The following is a 17704-nucleotide window of genomic DNA, read 5'->3' as shown; positions in this document are numbered from 1 at the left end:
AAAGAGAGACGCAATAATTGTGTCTCTCTTTTTGTTTTACCTCGTCAGCTCTTGCAGGTGCTGCACCAGCTCAGACTCGGGGCAGAATGCCGGGAACTGCTGTAACTCCTGCAGCAGATCGCTGAGGAAAAGCTGGTTATTTGCGATGTTGGAGAAGCAGATGATCTGGGACTTGTGCCGCGGCAACCGGATCACCAGGTTGGTAAAGCCGGAGGTGTCGCCGCTGTGGCAGTATTCAAGCTGGCCGTTTCCTACTTCCGACATAAACCAGCCCATGCTGTAGCGCCACCCTTTTGCAGGGTCTATACTTGATGAATATTTCTCAAGTTGATCATTTATGTTAAATAAAGAACTTACCTCTAATGCAGTAAGCCATTTCAGGTAGTCGGGGGCAGAGGTATAAATGCAGCCGTCGCCGCGGGTGGCCGTGCCGATTGTTTGGTCTGAAAGTATAAAGTGGCCAGTTTCGTCTCGCCGGTAGCCGAGCGCCCTGTGCGGAATGGTGGCGGTGGCGCTATAGAGTATGGAATTTTGCATCTGTAGCGGCTCAAACATGCGCTTTTGCAGAAACTCACCATACTCTATACCGGAAACCCGCTCCACCAAAAGCCCCAGCAGCACATAGGCTGTATTGCTGTAGCGGTACATACTTCCTGCCGCAAAAAAGGCAGTTTTCTGTGCCGCCGTCAGCCGGAGCACGTCCTCGTCTCTCAGCTGCCGCGCCTGATGCTCCGGGATGAACTCCTCAAAATCAGGGAGGCCGGAAGTATGGTTGAGCAGGTGCTGCAGTTGAACCCCCTTAAAATGCGCCAGCTCCGGGATGAATAAACTAAGTTGATCTTGCAGGTTCACCATGCCTTGTTGCGCGAGCAGCAGCACACCCATAGCCGTAAATTGCTTCGAAACAGAGGCCAAACGAAAGGTGCTGTGCGGCGTGAGGGTAGTTTTTTGACCCAGGTCAGCCAGCCCTGCGGCTTCCAGAAAAACAGTCTCCCCTTCCCGGGCCAGGAGCAGCACCGCCCCCGGCGAGGTATCTTGTATGTGGCGGCGCATCAGGTTTTCCATCGTTGATTGCAGGCTAGGCATGGTGGCAGGTGTCGTTTTTGTGAAGCATCTTCCAAAAATAGCAAATAGCCAGCACAAAAGGCAGCGGCGCCGGGTTCGTTAATATATAGAAAAATCTGCATCAAATCGGCCTCGGGTGTTGGCTTTGGGCAGAAGTCGTTCTAACTTTAACGTTTCAGCGGCGGCTGTGCCCTGGGCAAAGCTGCCTTAGCTAAACTTACAACCAACCTTATTCCAACCCATGACCGAAACAAGCGCACCGCTTATCACAAACGAAGCTGTGGTGCTGGGCATCCTGCTCGTTATCCTGGCTTTTGTTTTTCATACTTCCTCCAAAACCCAGGGCTTCTGGGCGCGGTTCTACAAAGTTATTCCGTCGCTGCTGCTGTGCTATTTTCTGCCGGCGCTGCTCAATACCTTTAACATCATCTCCGGCGAAAGCTCGCAGCTATACTTTGTCGCTTCGCGCTTTTTCCTGCCCGCCTCACTCATCCTGCTCACCATCAGCATCGATTTTAAGTCGCTCCGCATGCTGGGCAGTAAGGCCGTGATCATGTTCTTTGCCGGCACGGTGGGGGTGATGCTGGGCGGACCGCTGGCGCTTTTGCTGGGCGGTTCCATCTTTCCAGATGTGCTATATGCCGGCAACGATGAAGTATGGAAGGGCCTCGCCACGATCTCCGGCAGTTGGATAGGCGGAGGTGCCAACCAGGCGGCCATGCTGGAGGTGTTTGGCGCCAGCAAGGAGGTGTTCGGGCAAATGATCGCCGTGGACGTGCTGGTAGCCAACGTATGGATGGGTTTCCTGCTGTACTGGTCGCAGAAGCCGGAGAAGATAGACAAGCTGCTGGGCGCAGACAGCAAGCCTATACGGGAGCTGGAGGAGCGCCTGGAGGGGCTGCAGGCCGGCAAGCGCGTGATGCCGACGGTGGCTACCACTATTGTGCTGCTGGGCGTGGCCTTTGGCTTTACTGGCTTGTCTCACTTTCTGGCCGATGTGATTGCGCCATACTTTGCCGAGAACTTTCCGGAGCTGGAGAAATACTCGATTACCAGCGGTTTCTTCTGGCTTGTGATCATTGCCACCACGGCTGGTCTGGTGCTATCGTTTACCAAGGCGCGTGACCTGGAGAGCTACGGAGCCTCCCGTTTTGGCTCTGTTTTCCTGTACTTCCTGGTGGCAACCATCGGTATGAGCATGGACCTGGGCGCGGTGCTGGATAACCCGAAGCTGTTTCTGGTAGGTGCTTTCTGGATCACGTTCCATATCCTGATCATGTTGGTGGTGGCCCGCATCATTCGCGCCCCGTTTTTCTATGTGGCCGTGGGCAGCCAGGCCAATATCGGAGGGGCGGCTTCTGCGCCTATTGTGGCAGTGGCTTTTAACCGATACCTGGCCCCGGTGGGCGTGCTGCTGGCCGTGTTGGGGTATGCCGTGGGCACATACGGCGCCTACATCTGCGGCCTGATGCTGCAGTATGTCTGGAACCTGCTGGCGTAGAGAGTGGGGAAGTTAAAGAATTAGAAGGTTAGAGAGTTTAGGAGTAGAGGGCTGATTAAATTTTAAGCTTCTTTCTTCTTCTACCTAATCCCATTTATTTGACTCACTGTTATTTTAATAAATCTACAGGTTATTCCCCTCCTCGGAGGGGGTAGGGGTGGGTTTAGACAGTAGGAAGTGCCAAATTAGATCAATGTTGTGATTTAACCGATGCCAACGCATCAAAGTATAAAGTATAAAAACCGGCCCCGGCAGGAGAAAAGCCTCTCCTGCCGGGGCCGGTTTTTTTAAGCCGAATGTTCTTCACGAATAAAAGCGAGTCTGGAGACTCAGCAAACACGATGCGTCACCGGCTGGATACAGGCTTTTCTTATAAGTACTTTTGGTACAGGTTATAAAGTATGATCTTGTCTTTCTCTGTCAGCTCCATGTTTACCTCATCCTGGATAAAGTGCAGCTTAAAAGCGCGGATGGCGGCAGGCAGGTCGCGGGTATCGTAGCCGATGATGCGGAGCGCCTCTTTGGGGTTGAAGTGCGGCGGAATGGTGGAAATAGAGTCCAGGGGCTGCAGGATGAGCACAGGTTCGGTGCCGGTGCTGTCCAGCACGGTGATAGGCGCGGCTGGCTGCAGGTACTCTTCTATCACCCCCTCGTCATACCACAGGCCAAAGCCGTTTTCTGCCAGCTTCTTCCACGGAAAAGAAGCATTGGGGTCTACTTTGCGCACAGGGGCAATGTCCGCGTGGCCCAGGAAGTTCTCTGTCGGGATGTGGTACTTTTCTTTCAGCATGGCCAGCACTTCCAGCAGGCTGTTGATCTGGGCCTCGTCAAAAGGCTCTTCGCCGTTGTTATCCAGTTCAATGCCAATCGAAGAGGAGTTGAGGTCGGTGTCGTGGCCCCAGCGGCTATTGCCCCCGTGCCAGGCGCGCAGGTTGTCGCTCAGCATATGGAACACCTTTCCGTCGCGGCCGATCACGTAGTGGGCGCTTACCTGCGTTTTGGGCATGGTAAAGGTCCTGAGGGTATGGTCGGTAGAGTGCTGGGCGGTGTGGTGGATGATCACAAAGTTAGGGCGGCGCATGCTAAAGTTAGTCGTGCCCACCCAGTAGTCGCCCAGTTGTAGCTCGCTTTCTTCTGGCTTAACATCGGGCACGGTACGCAGCTCTTTGGCATAGGCCTTTAGTTGCTTTTTGTGTGCGCGGTTGGTTTTGGCATAAGGGTTAGGGGAGCAGCTGTAGAGGCAGGCACTGGCCAGCAGCGCCGAGAAAAACGCAGTAGAAGTATACTTCATGGATGTAGTTAGAGTAGTTGGTTTTGTGAAGTATAAACTTGTGCCAAAATCCCCACAGATGCAAGTTCAGACACTGAATTATAGCCTGAATAAAGTATAAATCTTCCGGAAAAGGTGTTTTGAGGTTGATTTTCTGCCACTGCGGCCCTTACCTTTGCCGCATCTTTATGCAAGATTTATAAAGAAGAGGGGAGAGAGCAGGCTCTGTGAACCTCTAGCAACCACGGCTAAGGCCGTAAAGGTGCTACCACCTGCCCGGTTCGGGACCTATAAATTGTACCTCATGCACACATCACTTCCGCATTGCCATCGCCGTAGCTTCCGCAGCGCCACGCTTCCTGTTGGTTGCTGTTGTTGTTGCGGCTTCTTCTCCTAAGCCTGCGGGTTTAGCGTGTTTCGGCCGGTCAGGCCATACTTTCAATTTTTTTTAACGATCACTGCGCCATGCTGGTCCTGCTAGGACGCCCGCTGTTAGCGCACTATTACCATGCAACATTTACAAAAAACAGGCGGATGGGCTCTTCTGCCGTTCCTGGTGTTTGTGCTTACCTTTTTAGGCACCGGCATCGTTCAAAATGATTTTTATGCGTTGCCGGCACCGGTAGCAGTTCTGATGGGCATTGTCTCGGCCTTTTTCATACTTCGCGGGGCTACAGAGGCCAAGGTAACTGCCCTCATCCGGGGCTGCGGCGACTCCAAGATCATCACCATGTGCCTTATCTACCTGTTGGCTGGTGCCTTTGCCTCGGTTACCAAGGCGGTTGGCGGCGTGGATGCCACGGTAAACCTGGGGCTGAGCGTGCTGCCGGTGCAGTACCTGTCCCTGGGCGTGTTTTTGCTGGCGGCCTTCCTGTCGACGGCTACGGGAACCTCTGTGGGCGCTATTGTGGCCCTGGGGCCCATTGCAGTAGGCCTGGCTGAGCAGAGCCATACGTCGTTGCCGCTGCTGTTGGGCTCGCTGTTGGGCGGTGCCATGTTTGGCGATAACCTGTCCTTTATTTCGGATACCACCATTGCGGCCACGCAAACGCAGGAGTGCAGCATGCGCGACAAGTTCAGGGTAAATACATTGATTGCCGGGCCTGCTGCCCTGTTTACGGTGTTGCTGCTGCTCTTTGCGGGCTTTGGCAGCGCTACGGCCGATGGGCAGCTGCCGGTGGCGCAGGCCTTTAGTTTTTGGCAAGTGTTACCTTACCTGCTGGTGATCGGGTTGGCTGTGTCCGGGGTAAACGTGTTTGTGGTGCTAACGCTCGGGACGCTGGTTTCGGGGGGGATGGGGCTGTGGCAGGGGCAGTTGGAGCTTCTCTCGCTGGGGCGCAGCATCTACGAAGGCTTTACCGGCATGACGGAGATCTTCCTGCTTTCTATGCTGACGGGTGGTTTGGCCCAAATGGTGAGCGAGGCAGGAGGCATTGCGTTTTTGCTGCAGCGGGTGCGCGGCGCCACCCGTGGCTTTAAATCGGCGCAATTAAGTATCATGGCCTTGGTAGGCGGCACAAACACGGCCATCGCCAATAACACGGTGTCCATTGTCGTAACAGGGCAGGTGGTGAAGGAGATCAGCCGATCCTATGGGGTGGACAAGCGCAAAACCGCTGCCCTGCTGGATATCGCCTCGTGCCTGGTGCAGGGGATGCTGCCCTACGGCGCGCAAGTGCTTATTCTTCTCAGCTTTACCAACGGTCAGCTAAGCTTCCTGGACTTATGGGCAAACGTCTGGTATCTATACTTCCTGCTGCTGTTCAGCCTACTGGCTGTGTTCACGCCCTTTGTAGACAGGTTCCTGGCAAAGCAGCCAGCAGCGGAGCCAGCTGTGGCGGGGTAATGAAAGGGGACCCTTTAAGTCAGCTAATTTCTATACTCAGCGTAACCGGCAGAAGTATAAATAAGCGGGCTTTGGCAGAAGACCATACAATAAGCAAAAACCCCGGCTACGAAGCTCGTGGCCGGGGTTTTGCTATACTTCCTTTGGCTATAACTTACAGCTGCGGCTGTTTCTTCAAAGAGGCGATCTGCTGTTTCAGGTCCTCTACCAGGTTCATTTCTGTCTGCAGCTCACGCTTTATCTTCAGCTCACGCTCGCGGGCGCTTTTCTTATACTCACTTAGTTCCAGCTCCATCTCATCATAGGCGCGGCGCTTTTCGTTGGCTACCCGTTTGCTGCTCTTATGCTGCACGGCCATTATACCCAGGGCAATCAGCAGGGCTAAGATGATGCCGGAGTTCAGGAGCACGTAAAACTGCTTTGGCAAGTCGATTCCCAGCACCGAGATGTGGGTAATATCGTGCATGCTCTGCTGTATCTCCAGCTCTTTCTGCTTCATGTTCTGCTGCATCGTCTGTAGCTGCTGCTCCTGGGCAGCCACATCTTTGCGTGCTTCCTGCAGCTTAGCGTCCGCCTCTGCTTCAAAATTCTCAAGCTTTTTGTCTTTTGCGTCTACAGTTGCCTGCACCGTTCTCCAAAAGTTATCCAGCGTCGAGATCTTCACTACTTTATAGCCCTGCCAGGTGTTAGAGCTGCTTTTCAGGTAGTCGTACTGCTTTTCAAGTTTGGCGTTGGCTGCAGGTGCTTTTTCTGCGGCGTTGCTCTGTGCCTGTACCATGGTTGCAGAGCACATTAGGGCCAGGGAGAAAAAGAGTGCCTTCATAATTTAAGCTTTTTATTAGGTATTAAATTTTGTATTTCTGATACAGTGTTGCGTGCGCCTAAGGGAGTAGAATTATACCTTTCCAAGTGGCGGTACATACAGGGTTAACCTGACTGTGTTTTAAATATTGCATAAGATTACTAAAAAAAATCTTTTGGCAACAACTCACCTAACAGAAATATGTCAAAATCAAGTTCACTGTGTGGAAAGTTTCCACACTTTCTGCCGCTTTTGCACTTAGAGCAGCAGTGCGGCTATGGCAAACACGTCAATAATCCACAGGGCCAGGCTCACCTCGCGGCGCTTGCCGATGACCACCTTCAGGGCCGTCCAGCTCAGAAAGCCCCAGATGATACCCTGTGTAATGGAATAGGTGAAGGGGATGAGCACCATGGCCAGAAAGGCAGGGATGGCGTCATCCATTTTAAACCAATCAATTTTGGTGACAGGACGCACCATAAAGGCTCCTACCAGCACCAGGGCCGGGGCGGTGGCAATGGCCGGGATAACAGAAAGCAGCGGCGCCAGAAACAGGAACGGCAGGAACAGCAGGCCGCCTACCAGGGCTGTCAGCCCAGTGCGACCGCCGGCCTCTATGCCCACCGCCGACTCTACATAGGCGGTGCCCGGACTGGAGCCTAAAAGACCGGAAATAGTGGTAGCCACGGCATCCGTAGTGAGCGAGCGCTGCACGTTGCGCGGCTCACCGTGTTCATCCATCAGGTCGGCCGCTTCTGCCAGGCCCACAAAAGTGGAGATGCTATCAAACATATCCGTGAACACGAAGGCAAAAATAACCGGCACCACCGACAGCTTAAAAGAGTTTACCAGGTCCAGCTGCCACAGCAGGCTAAAGTCCGGTGCAGATAAAAAGCCCTGCCAGGTGATGAGCGGCTCCATGTCGGTGGCCCACCAGCGGCCAAGCGGGTACGAGGCCAGGGTAGTGAAAAGGATGCCCAGCAGAATACCGCCTTTGACGTTGCGCACAATAAGAATGGCCGTGAGCAGGAGGCCCGCCAGAAACGTAAGTATGGTCGGCGTTACCGGGCTCACGCCAATGATAGTGGCAGGGTTGGCGACAATAAATTTCGCGTTGGCCAGGCCGATCAGGGTGATGAACAAGCCGATTCCTGCGGCAATGGCAAAGCGCAGCGGGCGGGGAATGGCCCGAACGATCATGGTGCGGATATTAGCCACCGACAGGATCAGGAACACGATGCCAGACCAGAACACAGCGCCCAGGGCCACCTGCCAGGTTACCCCCATGCCCAGCACAGCAGAATAAGTAAAGAAAGCGTTCAGGCCCATACCTGGCGCTACGATAATGGGGTTGCGGGCATACAGGCCCATCATCACGCTGCTGAAAAAGGAAACCAGCACAGTAGCCGTCAGCACCCCGGAGAAAGGCATGCCCGCCTGCGAAAGTATGGTAGGGTTAACAACAATGATGTAGGCAGTGGCGAGAAAAGAAGAGATGCCGGCGAGCACCTCCGTCTTTACGCTGGTCCGGTTTTCTTTCAGTTGGAAGTATGACTCCATGAGATGTTCTAGTTGAGATGATGGTTTGGCCTAAGGGACAGTATTCCCAAAAGTAACAAAAAACAGTTTTCAGGGAAGGTTAATTTTCTTGTGCTTTACAACAGTACAGGCCGGACTGAAAAGCAAAACAGCCACAGCATCCTTTATTCAAGTGCTGTGGCTGTTTCTTATAAACTCAAATGGCCGCGCTTAACCGTAGATCTCGTTCAGCAGACCCGCCAGACGGATGCCGGCCTGCAGCAGGCGCTGCTCCACCAGGTCAAAGTTCTTATACGAGTAGCGGTAGCTCAGCTTCTTGTCTTCCGGCAGGTTGTATACCTGCGGGCGGTAGCTCATTGATTCGGTTGCCCAGTCGCGTACGTTAGTGGCCTGCCACTGCTGTACCTGGTCTTTCTTCGGCTCGCCCAGAAAACGAACGATCTCCGTAAAGCTAAGGTCTTTGCCATCTATCATGTCGCTGTCCCACACGCGGTGCAGGTTAGAGGGCTGGTAAAACCACTGCACCTTTACCTGGTTGCCTCCCTGGTCGTCGCCGGTGCCCACGTGCAGCGGCTGATGCACGTCACCCACCAGGTGGATCAGGTATTTGATGTACTCCTGCTCCTGCGCCTTGTTCAGGTTGCCGGCTTTCAGGGCCTTGGTAATCTCCTCAATCTTGCCGATGATGTCGCCTTTCGGGTTTTTCTCTGCCTGGTCGTAGGTCTCACCGTCGTGTATCGTTACCCAGTGCCAGTCGTGGGTGTGGTCGTAGGCGTGGTCGCTCTTGATGTCGTCCATCCACGTGGCTGCCTCTGCCAGGGTGTTTTCTTCCAGCAGGTTCAGGATTTTCTTTTTTGCTTTTTTGCTCAGGTGCTGCTCGGCCACCAGGCCCACGGCGCGGTGCCCGTTTTGCCCCCACGCGAAAGCCTGCCCTGTCAGCGCAAAGCAAATAAAGAAGATGCTCAGTAATTTTTTCATGGATATGGTAAGTAGTGATTTATTGCGACTGCAAATCAACAAAATTTATGCTGAATGCGGGAACACTGGCTGTAATTTAACGCGTAATTTTAAATTAGCCCGGCTCGGAGGCGGAAACCTAAAGTATGAAACGGGTTTCTTTTAGGAAGCCAATTGCCTATCTTTGCCAAAAAAAACAGCACCATGAACAACGTTTACGAAGGCAAAGTGATGTGGTCGCACCTGGATGCGAACATGCACATGCGCCACTCTGCCTATGCCGACTTTGCCGCTCAGGCCCGCATTGTTGTGCTCGACAGGCTAGGCATGGACCTGAAGGCCTTTAAGCACCTGAAAATAGGGCCGATCCTTTTTCGGGAGGAACTGGTATACCTGCGCGAAGTAGGTATAAACGAGCATCTGAAAGTGACGGTGGAGCTCACCAAAAGCCGCCCGGACGGCTCCCGCTGGTCTATCCGGCACGAGGTTTTTCGGGAGGATGGCGTGAAGGCCGCCGTCATTAACGTAGACGGTGCCTGGCTCGACCTGGTGAAGCGCAAGCTAACGGCCCTGCCCGACGAGTTGGTGGAGCAGTTCTTCCGCCTCAACAAAAGCCCGGATTACCAGGAAGCGTAAGGGCAGGGGTTAGTTTCTGTCCCTTCTTCGCTGCGCGCGCTTTTCCTTGCGGCGCTTCTTTATATTTTCTTTCCACTGTTCATAGGTTTGGGCGGCTTTCTCGCCCACTTTGTCCAGCAGGCGCTCCAGCAGGTTGTCGCGGGGAGGCTCGGCGCGGTAAGAGGCACAGTTCAGGCTGGCCTGCAGGTGCGGCGGCAGCGGGGTGAAGCGGCTGTTGTAATAGCCTTTGTAAGCCGGGTCGATGGCGATGCGGCGGATGTACTCGCCCCAGATCGGCAGCGCGGTACGCGAGCCCTGGCCCAGCGCCAGGGTCCTGAAACGCACCTGCGGGCTCTCGCCCCCCACCCAAACCCCGGTGACGAGCTGCGGCGTTATACCGATGAACCAGCCGTCAGCGTTGTCCTGCGTCGTGCCGGTTTTACCCGCTATATCCATCTTCAGGCTATACTGCGAGCGCAGCTTGGCGGCACTGCCTTCTTCCACCACGCCCTGCATCAGGTAGAGCATCGTGGCGGCCGTTTCCTCTGATACTACCTTTCTGGCATTTTCACCGTCCTTATGCGCTTGCAGCACGCGGCCCTCGCGGTCCACAATTTTGGTGATGTACACCGGCTCCACCTTGTAACCGCGGTTAGCAAAGGTGGCATAGGCGGTTACCATCTCCTGCAGCGACAGGTCGGCAGTGCCCAGGGCCAGCGAGGGTACTTCGGGCAAATCTGACTTTATACCCAGCCGGTGGGCCATGGCGATCGTGTGGTTTACCCCTGCCTGCATGATCAACTGCGCTGAAATAGTGTTAACCGAGTGGGCCAGTGCCCCGCGCATGCTGTACTCGCCGCCATACTCGTCGGTGGCGTTGCGCGGCGACCAGTTGTCATACTCTGGGTAGGTTTTACGTTCGTTCGGGAAGTAGTCGCAGGGCTTTGCGCCCTCTTCCAGGGCAGTGGCGTACACAATGGGCTTAAAGGTAGAGCCTACCTGCCGCTTTGCCTTCACATGGTCATACTTAAAGGCGTGGTGGTTGATGCCGCCCACCCAGGCCCGCACGAAGCCGGAGTGCGGCTCTATGGAGAGGAGGCCCGTGTTCAGGAAGCGCGCGTAATACGCCACAGAGTCCATGGGGCTCATTTCTTTTTTCTGGTTACCGCCCCAGGCAAATACCTGCATCGGCACCGGCTGCCGGAAAATCTCCACAATCTCTGCCTCCGACTTCCCGGCTTCCTTCAGCTTTTTATAGCGGCGGGAGCGCTTGATGGCATCCAGCAGCACGTCGGTGTTGCGGCCCCAGGGCGAGCGGCCGCGCCAGTGCGCGTCGAACTGCCGCTGCAGCTGCGCCATGTGCTTGCGCACCGCCGCCTCTGCGTGGCGCTGCATGCCGGCATCAATGGTGGTATAGATTTTCAGGCCATCGGTGTAGAGGTTGTAAGGCTCCCCGTTCTTTTTGCGCTGGCCCGCTGCCCACGCCACCAGTTCCTGCCGCAGCTGCTCCCGGAAATAGGGGGCAATGCCATCGTTGTGGGTGGTATAGTTATACTTTAGCTTGAGGGGCAACTGCTGCAGCGAGTCGGCTTTACCGGGGCTGATGAAGTTATACTTGGCCATCTGCGCCAGCACCACGTTTCGGCGGTTTCTGGAGCGCTCCGGGTTCAGGCGCGGGTTATACGTGGTGGTAGCCTTTAGCATGCCGATCAGCACGGCCGCCTCTTCCGGCTTCAGCTCAGCTGCCGAGGAGCTGAAAAAGCGCTGGGAGGCACGCTCAATGCCATACAGGTTGCCTCCCATGGGCACAGTGTTCAGGTAAAGCTCCAGTATTTCCTCTTTCGAGTAGATGGTTTCGAGCTTGCGGGCAATGATCATCTCGCGCAGCTTGTTGACGGGCATATCCCAAAACATATAGTTCTTGCGCGGGTAGAGGTTCTTGGCCAGCTGCTGGCTTAGCGTGCTGCCGCCGCCCGAGCTCTCGTGCTGCAGCAGGAGCGTTTTGATAAACACCCGGGCCAGACTGCGGGCGTCTACGCCGCTGTGCTCGTAAAAGCGGGCATCTTCGGTGGCGACAAGCGCCTTGATGGCGGTAGGTGAGATATTTTCATACTTTACGTTGGTGCGGTCCTGAATATAATAGCGGCCCAGCAGCTCCCCATCGGCAGCGTATACTTCCGAAGCGGTGTTGTTGTGCACCGACCGCAGTTCCTTCGTGGAGGGCATGCCCCCCAGGAAGCCGGCATACACGGCAAAGTAGAACAGCACCAGAAACAAGAGGCCCAGCAGCGAGAGTTTCAAGAAAATGCGGTACAGGAATCGGAAGTCGGAGCGGCGGCTGCTTTCGCGCCACTCGGCCCACTTCTGTCGCCAGTAGCCAAGGGTAAACTTAGGTTTCAGGCTTCTCCAGAAGGGCGACAGCTCCCCGTGTACCAGGCGCACGAACGGCGCCATTATCTTTGTGACTAAAAATTTTATGATCTTTTTGAGCGTCGCTCTCATCGTATGCTAAAGGGCTTTTTTTCTGCGGCAATGCGTGCGGCCATGCTGCAAGCAAACGTAAAACTACAGTTTTTGGTACAACAGCCAGCAATAATCACAAAGACTGCGCCAGAAAGGCAGGTTCTGGAAAGGCAATGAGGGCAAGTATAAATTTCATACCTTTGCACGTATGCTGCACACCAGAAATATACGGCGCCACTGGCTCAGGTTCCCGCTGATGTGGGTAATGCTGCTGTGGTCGCTTACCCTGCCAGGGCATGAGGTGATGGTGTATAACTACCTGGTGCAGGGCTCTGTGAACGAGGCCGTGATGCGTTTGCAGCACGTCGCTTCCAAGCAGGAGCAGCAGGCCGGGCATCGGCTAAAGCCCCAGAACGTGCAGGCATTCACCGAGGCCCAAACAGCCCCGGCACTGGAGCTGAAACAGGTGCTGCAAGCCGCGCCGCTGCTGTTGCTGCCGCTCTTCTCCTACGTTACTTCCCTGGCAGCTCCCACTTATACTTCTCCGGTCTCGGGATGGCAGCTCCTGCAGCAATGCCTGCCCGTCTCGGTGCTCCCCAACGCTCCCTAGGTTTAATCTCAGGCTTCTCTACCGGCATGCCTCATTCCGGCGAAGCATTTCCTTCCCTATTAACTAAACCTGTTTTTAATGGAACGGCGCTGGCTTTCTGCTGGTGCTGTCATGAGATTTTATACCTATGGCAGATGTTGCTGTGCTTTTCTCTGTGCTTTCTATTTTCGGAATCCTCATCGGGCTCGTGTCTCCCAGGCACGGCCTGTGCTGGTACTATGGCCGGCGTAACCGCTTCAATGTTTTACGTATTTACTTAGCGGTACTGGTTATCTCGTTTATTGTGTTTGCTGTTACCGAAAACCTGTAGGGCCTGTGGCGCCTCCGGGCCCAAAATTGCGAAAATGACTATATGAGTTTTACTGTAGAAGACATCCTGTTTGGTGTTTCCATTTTGCTGTTCCTGAGCATTCTGGTTAGCAAAAGCCTCGGCCGGCTCGGAATTCCGGCACTGGTCCTGTTTTTGGGCGTGGGCATACTGGCTGGCTCAGAGGGCATTGGCGGCATCTATTTTGATGATGCCCAAACCGCCCAATCCCTGGGAACGCTGGCCCTGACGCTTATACTTTTTTCCGGTGGCCTGGACACGCGCTGGCAAAGTACTAAACCGGTGCTGTGGCGCGGCATCACCCTCTCCACCCTGGGCGTTTTAATCACGGCCATGCTAGTGGGCCTCTTCGCCTCCTACATCCTGGATTTTACCCTGCTGGAGGGGCTGCTGCTGGGGGCCATTGTGTCCTCTACAGACGCCGCGGCCGTGTTTTCCATCCTTCGCTCCCGCAACATCGGGCTAAAGCACAACCTGCGGCCCACGCTGGAGCTGGAGTCGGGCAGTAACGACCCGATGGCGTATTTCCTCACGGTGAGCTTCACCTTTCTGGTTACCAACCCCGATGCCAGTCTGTGGGAGCTGGTGCCGATGTTTTTCCTGCAGATGAGCGTGGGCGGGGCGCTGGGAGTCATCATGGGGTATGCAATGGCCTGGGTCATCAACCGCATTAAGCTGCAGCAGGAGGGGCTGTACCCGGCCCTGACGCTGGCGATGGTGCTGTTCACCTTCTCGTTCACCAACCTCTTGCATGGCAACGGCTTTCTGGCCGTGTACACGGCCAGCGTGATACTTGGCAACCGCAACTTCATCCATAAGCGCAGCCTTACCCGCTTTTACGACGGCATAGCCTGGCTCATGCAAATCCTGATGTTCCTGACGCTGGGCCTGCTGGTGTTTCCGTCGCATGTGCTGCCGGTGCTGGGCGTGGGGCTGCTGGTGTCGCTGTTTCTCATCTTTGTGGCGCGCCCGGTCAGTGTGTTCATCAGCATGGCTTTTTTTCGCTCCTCCTGGCGCGATAAGGTGTATGTGTCGTGGGTGGGCTTGAGGGGCGCCGTGCCTATTGTGTTTGCCACCTACCCCATGCTGGCCGGCCTGGACCGGTCTGATATGATTTTCAACATCGTGTTTTTTATTGTGCTTACCTCGGTGATGCTGCAGGGCACCACGCTGAAACTGGTGGCCGACTGGCTGCGGCTGAGCAGGGTGGAGGACGCCACCAAGCGGCTGCAACTGGGGGAGGAGCTGGGCTACAACACCAAAAACGAGCTGGTGGAGCTGCAACTGGGGCCCAACAGCCTTAGCGTGGGGAAATCGCTGGTGCAGCTGCAGTTGCCTAAAACCTCGCTTATTGTGCTCATAGACCGGGGAGGCAGGTTTGTAACGCCAAGCGGCCAAACGGTGCTGGAGCCCTACGACAAGCTCATGGTGATGGTGGATAACGAGCAGGAGCTGAACCGGGTGAAGGAAATACTGCTATAGCCATACTTTTTGCCCCGGCAGGCTGCACGATTTATACTTTGGGCTTGTTAGAAGACTATGAAATACTTTGTGCAGCAACACTCAGTAGTGCGCCAGATCTGGGGCAAAAGCGATACGATTCTGTTCATCTTTGCCGGCGCCTCCGCAGAATTTGCCCTCAATAAAGCTGTTGATTGGCTATACTTTACCGGCCGCCTGCCGGCCGACCCGCTGGGCAGGCTTTTCTCTACGGTGGGCTATGCCCGCAGGATCGTGTTTTCAGAAGAGGCGGCTGCTTACCGGGCCATCGATAGTATGGCTGCCATTCATGCGGCTGTAGAGGCCAAGCGCGGCTTCTCCATTCCCGACTGGGCCTACCGCGACGTGCTTTTCATGCTGATCGATTACTCTATCCGTGCCTTTGAGCTGCTGGAGCGGAAACTGACGCAGGAGGAGAAAACCGAGGTGTTTGAGGTGTTTACCCGCGTGGGAACGCGCATGGGCATCCAGGGGCTGCCGCAGACGCTGCCGGAGTGGCAGCAGGCACGTGCCGCGCATTTGCAGCAGAACCTACAGGTAAGCAAGTATACCGCTGATCTGTACCAGCAATACAAAAAGCATTTAGGCGGAATCCGGTATTGGCTGTTGCTGCAGGCGCAGGTGCTGGTAGTGCCTGCCAGGGTACGGAAGCTGTTGCAGTTTGGCAGCGTTCCGGTGCTGCTGCCGGTACTGATGGCCTATAAGATCAGCCGTTTCCTGAGAGCAGACTGGCTCCTGAAAGAAATCATACTTCCGCCTGCCTACAAAGCTGAGATCCGCGAGTTGGATGTGGCAAGGGTGTAGTTGCGTTGTTATGTTAAGTATGGTGGATTCCTGCCAAACAGACTGTGAGTATGATAATGTTTAATAGATATCCTCGCCGCACTTTGCTAAAGCACAGTTGCCCGTCTTGACATTCTGCAAAAACTAATTCCTGTAGTTGAAGTATAACCGTTGAACTAAACGCAGGGGCAGCCAGATAAACTTATAAACACACCGGATGATCCTGTGCAGCGCCTGCCACATCACCATACTTTAACGGTCAGAAACAATGAACATAGTAAGCTATCCCGGGAGCCCGTATCCGCTTGGGGCTACCTGGGACGGAAAAGGCGTAAATTTTGCGCTCTTTTCAAATAATGCCACAAGTGTGGAGCTTTGCCTCTTTAACGCATCAGACGATGAAAAAGAGTATGCCACCATCAAGATGACGGAGCGGACACACCAGATCTGGCATGCTTACCTGCCGGATGTAAAGCCGGGGCAGCTGTACGGCTACCGCGTGCACGGGCCTTACGAGCCCTGCAACGGACATCGGTTTAACCCGCACAAACTGTTGCTGGACCCTTATGCAAAGGCTATTACCCGCACAATAGAGTGGCATGACTCACTTTTTGGCTATAAAATGGGCGACGAGGAGGAAGACCTGAGCTTTGGTAAGTCAGACAGTGCCCGCTACATCCCTAAGTGCGTGGTGGTTGACTCTTCCTTTAACTGGGAAGGAGATAAGGCTCCCAAGATTCCGTACCACCGCACCATCATCTACGAAACGCATGTCAAGGGCTTTACCAAGCTGCACCCCGACATTCCTGAGGACATACGTGGCACCTATGCTGCGCTGGCACACCCCGTTACAATCAAGTACCTGAAAGAGCTGGGCGTAACGGCTGTGGAACTGATGCCGGTGCACCACTTCATCAGCGACCGCCATTTGGTAGAAAAGGGCCTGACAAACTACTGGGGCTACAATACCATCGGTTACTTTGCGCCGGATGTGCGCTACTCCAGCAGCGGCACCCACGGCGAGCAGGTGGTGGAGTTTAAGGAAATGGTAAAGGCGCTGCACAAGGCCGGTATCGAGGTGATACTGGATGTGGTATACAATCATACCGCCGAAGGCAACCAGATGGGGCCAACGCTGTCGTTCCGCGGCATCGACAACGCAGCGTACTACCGCCTGACAGACGAAAAGCGCTACTACATGGACTATACCGGCACGGGCAACACGCTGAACGCGAACCTGCCCAACGTGCTGCGCCTGATCATGGACAGCCTGCGCTACTGGATCCTGGAGATGCACGTGGACGGCTTCCGCTTTGACCTGGCCTCTACACTGGCCCGCGAGTTGCACGAGGTGGACCGCCTGAGCGCCTTCTTCGACATCATACACCAGGACCCGGTGATCTCGCAGGTAAAGCTGATTGCAGAACCGTGGGACATTGGCGAGGGAGGCTACCAGGTAGGGGAGTTCCCGCCGGGCTGGGCCGAGTGGAACGGCAAGTACCGCGACTGCATCCGGGACTACTGGCGCGGTGCCGACAGTATGCTGGCAGAGTTCGCCGAGCGCTTCACGGGCAGCTCCGACTTATACCGCGACGATAACCGCAAGCCCACCGCCAGTATAAATTTCATCACCGCACACGACGGCTTTACGCTGCATGACCTGGTGGCTTACAACGAAAAGCACAATGCCGCCAACGGCGAGGACAACAACGACGGCGAGAGCCACAACCGCTCCTGGAACTGCGGCGAGGAGGGCCCCACAGACGACCCGGAAGTGCAGGCGCTGCGGGCAAAGCAGAAACGAAACTTTCTGACCACGCTATTCCTGTCGCAGGGCGTGCCCATGCTGGTGGCCGGCGACGAGCTGAGCCGCACCCAGTCGGGCAACAACAACGCTTACTGCCAGGATAACGAAATCTCGTGGCTAAACTGGCAGGAGGCTGATAAAGAGCTTTTGACGTTTACCAGGCGGCTTATCCATTTCTGTAAAAAGCACCCTGTCTTTAACCGCCGCGGCTGGTTTAAGGGGCAGCCCATAAAAGGAGACAAGCTCAAGGATATTGCCTGGTTTCTGCCGGAAGGGCGGGAAATGGACGAGGAAAACTGGAGCCACGACTTTGCCAAATCTTTGGGGGTATACATGAACGGAAAAGGGCTGCACGCCAAAGGGCCAAAGGGAGAGCAGATAGTGGACGACAGTTTCTATGTGATCTTTAACGCGCACTACGAGCCTTTAACCTATAAACTGCCGCCCAAGAAGTATGGCAGCACGTGGCGCAAGGTCATAGACACGGCCTCCGGCACGATGGATGAGAAAGGAGAGGAACTGGCATCCGGCAAAACGCTGGAGGTGGCGGCGCGCTCAGTGGTGGTGCTGCAGCAGCCCAATTAAAGTATAAGCATAACTAAAGTATAAACCCCGGCC

The 17704-nt window shown here is 55.0% G+C and carries 14 protein-coding genes and 1 riboswitch; of the genes, 8 read left to right on the top strand and 6 right to left on the bottom strand.

Annotated features, from left to right (window positions below; translation table 11 throughout):
• Positions 1 to 36: 36 nt before the first annotated feature.
• Complete coding sequence (locus FJM65_RS02835) at positions 37 to 1086, bottom strand: serine hydrolase domain-containing protein (RefSeq protein ID WP_140619194.1); 1050 nt, start codon at positions 1084 to 1086, stop codon at positions 37 to 39.
• 220 nt (positions 1087 to 1306) lie between these two features.
• Between FJM65_RS02835 and FJM65_RS02830 the strand changes: the two genes are divergently transcribed.
• Positions 1307 to 2566, top strand: a complete 1260-nt coding sequence (locus FJM65_RS02830; protein WP_140619193.1) for a DUF819 family protein — start codon at positions 1307 to 1309, stop codon at positions 2564 to 2566.
• Between the two features lie 370 nt (positions 2567 to 2936).
• Here the strand turns inward: FJM65_RS02830 and FJM65_RS02825 are convergent, their stop codons facing one another.
• On the bottom strand, positions 2937 to 3857 hold the full coding sequence (locus FJM65_RS02825) for an N-acetylmuramoyl-L-alanine amidase (protein ID WP_140619191.1): 921 nt from the start codon (positions 3855 to 3857) through the stop codon (positions 2937 to 2939).
• A gap of 173 nt (positions 3858 to 4030) precedes the next feature.
• Positions 4031 to 4133, top strand: a riboswitch (SAM riboswitch).
• Between the two features lie 211 nt (positions 4134 to 4344).
• Here FJM65_RS02825 and FJM65_RS02820 point away from each other — a divergent pair.
• On the top strand, positions 4345 to 5682 hold the full coding sequence (locus FJM65_RS02820; protein ID WP_140619189.1) for a Na+/H+ antiporter NhaC family protein: 1338 nt from the start codon (positions 4345 to 4347) through the stop codon (positions 5680 to 5682).
• A 154-nt stretch (positions 5683 to 5836) separates the two neighbouring features.
• Here FJM65_RS02820 and FJM65_RS02815 read toward each other — a convergent pair whose 3' ends face one another.
• From FJM65_RS02815 to FJM65_RS02805, 3 genes are all read right to left on the bottom strand, one after another.
• Complete coding sequence (locus FJM65_RS02815; RefSeq protein ID WP_140619187.1) at positions 5837 to 6505, bottom strand: hypothetical protein; 669 nt, start codon at positions 6503 to 6505, stop codon at positions 5837 to 5839.
• A gap of 237 nt (positions 6506 to 6742) precedes the next feature.
• Positions 6743 to 8044 carry an NCS2 family permease gene (locus FJM65_RS02810; RefSeq protein ID WP_140619185.1) on the bottom strand — a complete coding sequence of 434 codons (1302 nt, stop codon included), beginning with the start codon at positions 8042 to 8044 and terminating at the stop codon, positions 6743 to 6745.
• A gap of 189 nt (positions 8045 to 8233) precedes the next feature.
• Complete coding sequence (locus tag FJM65_RS02805; protein ID WP_140619183.1) at positions 8234 to 9001, bottom strand: S1/P1 nuclease; 768 nt, start codon at positions 8999 to 9001, stop codon at positions 8234 to 8236.
• Between the two features lie 183 nt (positions 9002 to 9184).
• Between FJM65_RS02805 and FJM65_RS02800 the strand changes: the two genes are divergently transcribed.
• Entirely contained in the window at positions 9185 to 9616 is a 432-nt protein-coding gene (locus FJM65_RS02800; RefSeq protein ID WP_239022799.1) for an acyl-CoA thioesterase, read from the top strand.
• Positions 9617 to 9625: 9 nt separating this feature from the next.
• On the opposite strand, the gene FJM65_RS02795 is transcribed toward FJM65_RS02800, so the two are convergent.
• A complete protein-coding gene (locus FJM65_RS02795; protein WP_140619181.1) occupies positions 9626 to 12097 on the bottom strand; it encodes a penicillin-binding protein 1A in 2472 nt (823 codons plus the stop codon).
• 169 nt (positions 12098 to 12266) lie between these two features.
• Here FJM65_RS02795 and FJM65_RS02790 point away from each other — a divergent pair, with 169 nt between their 5' ends.
• The 5 genes from FJM65_RS02790 to glgX all read left to right on the top strand — a co-directional run bounded on the left by FJM65_RS02790 (position 12267) and on the right by glgX (position 17671).
• Positions 12267 to 12668, top strand: coding sequence for a hypothetical protein (locus FJM65_RS02790; RefSeq protein ID WP_140619179.1), 402 nt, complete (start codon positions 12267 to 12269; stop codon positions 12666 to 12668).
• Positions 12669 to 12795: 127 nt separating this feature from the next.
• Positions 12796 to 12978, top strand: coding sequence for a hypothetical protein (locus tag FJM65_RS02785; protein ID WP_140619177.1), 183 nt, complete (start codon positions 12796 to 12798; stop codon positions 12976 to 12978).
• A gap of 42 nt (positions 12979 to 13020) precedes the next feature.
• A complete protein-coding gene (locus FJM65_RS02780; protein ID WP_140619174.1) occupies positions 13021 to 14478 on the top strand; it encodes a potassium/proton antiporter in 1458 nt (485 codons plus the stop codon).
• A 57-nt stretch (positions 14479 to 14535) separates the two neighbouring features.
• Positions 14536 to 15300, top strand: coding sequence for an oxygenase MpaB family protein (locus FJM65_RS02775; RefSeq protein WP_140619172.1), 765 nt, complete (start codon positions 14536 to 14538; stop codon positions 15298 to 15300).
• Between the two features lie 247 nt (positions 15301 to 15547).
• A complete protein-coding gene (gene glgX / locus FJM65_RS02770) occupies positions 15548 to 17671 on the top strand; it encodes a glycogen debranching protein GlgX (RefSeq protein WP_140619170.1) in 2124 nt (707 codons plus the stop codon).
• Positions 17672 to 17704: the final 33 nt, after the last annotated feature.

This window comes from Pontibacter mangrovi (genome assembly GCF_006385705.1).
Taxonomy (GTDB): domain Bacteria; phylum Bacteroidota; class Bacteroidia; order Cytophagales; family Hymenobacteraceae; genus Pontibacter; species Pontibacter mangrovi.
This window is presented reverse-complemented; position numbering and strand designations above follow the sequence as displayed.

What these genes read in the sequence shown, in the direction of transcription:
- FJM65_RS02805 (WP_140619183.1), bottom strand. Translation starts at nt 9,001, where the DNA reads ATGAAAAAATTACTGAGCATCTTCTTTATTTGCTTTGCGCTGACAGGG.
- FJM65_RS02815 (WP_140619187.1), bottom strand. Translation starts at nt 6,505, where the DNA reads ATGAAGGCACTCTTTTTCTCCCTGGCCCTAATGTGCTCTGCAACCATG.
- FJM65_RS02785 (WP_140619177.1), top strand. Translation starts at nt 12,796, where the DNA reads ATGGCAGATGTTGCTGTGCTTTTCTCTGTGCTTTCTATTTTCGGAATC.
- FJM65_RS02800 (WP_239022799.1), top strand. Translation starts at nt 9,185, where the DNA reads ATGAACAACGTTTACGAAGGCAAAGTGATGTGGTCGCACCTGGATGCG.
- FJM65_RS02795 (WP_140619181.1), bottom strand. Translation starts at nt 12,097, where the DNA reads ATGAGAGCGACGCTCAAAAAGATCATAAAATTTTTAGTCACAAAGATA.
- glgX (WP_140619170.1), top strand. Translation starts at nt 15,548, where the DNA reads ATGAACATAGTAAGCTATCCCGGGAGCCCGTATCCGCTTGGGGCTACC.
- FJM65_RS02790 (WP_140619179.1), top strand. Translation starts at nt 12,267, where the DNA reads ATGCTGCACACCAGAAATATACGGCGCCACTGGCTCAGGTTCCCGCTG.
- FJM65_RS02825 (WP_140619191.1), bottom strand. Translation starts at nt 3,857, where the DNA reads ATGAAGTATACTTCTACTGCGTTTTTCTCGGCGCTGCTGGCCAGTGCC.
- FJM65_RS02810 (WP_140619185.1), bottom strand. Translation starts at nt 8,044, where the DNA reads ATGGAGTCATACTTCCAACTGAAAGAAAACCGGACCAGCGTAAAGACG.
- FJM65_RS02775 (WP_140619172.1), top strand. Translation starts at nt 14,536, where the DNA reads ATGAAATACTTTGTGCAGCAACACTCAGTAGTGCGCCAGATCTGGGGC.
- FJM65_RS02820 (WP_140619189.1), top strand. Translation starts at nt 4,345, where the DNA reads ATGCAACATTTACAAAAAACAGGCGGATGGGCTCTTCTGCCGTTCCTG.
- FJM65_RS02780 (WP_140619174.1), top strand. Translation starts at nt 13,021, where the DNA reads ATGAGTTTTACTGTAGAAGACATCCTGTTTGGTGTTTCCATTTTGCTG.
- FJM65_RS02830 (WP_140619193.1), top strand. Translation starts at nt 1,307, where the DNA reads ATGACCGAAACAAGCGCACCGCTTATCACAAACGAAGCTGTGGTGCTG.
- FJM65_RS02835 (WP_140619194.1), bottom strand. Translation starts at nt 1,086, where the DNA reads ATGCCTAGCCTGCAATCAACGATGGAAAACCTGATGCGCCGCCACATA.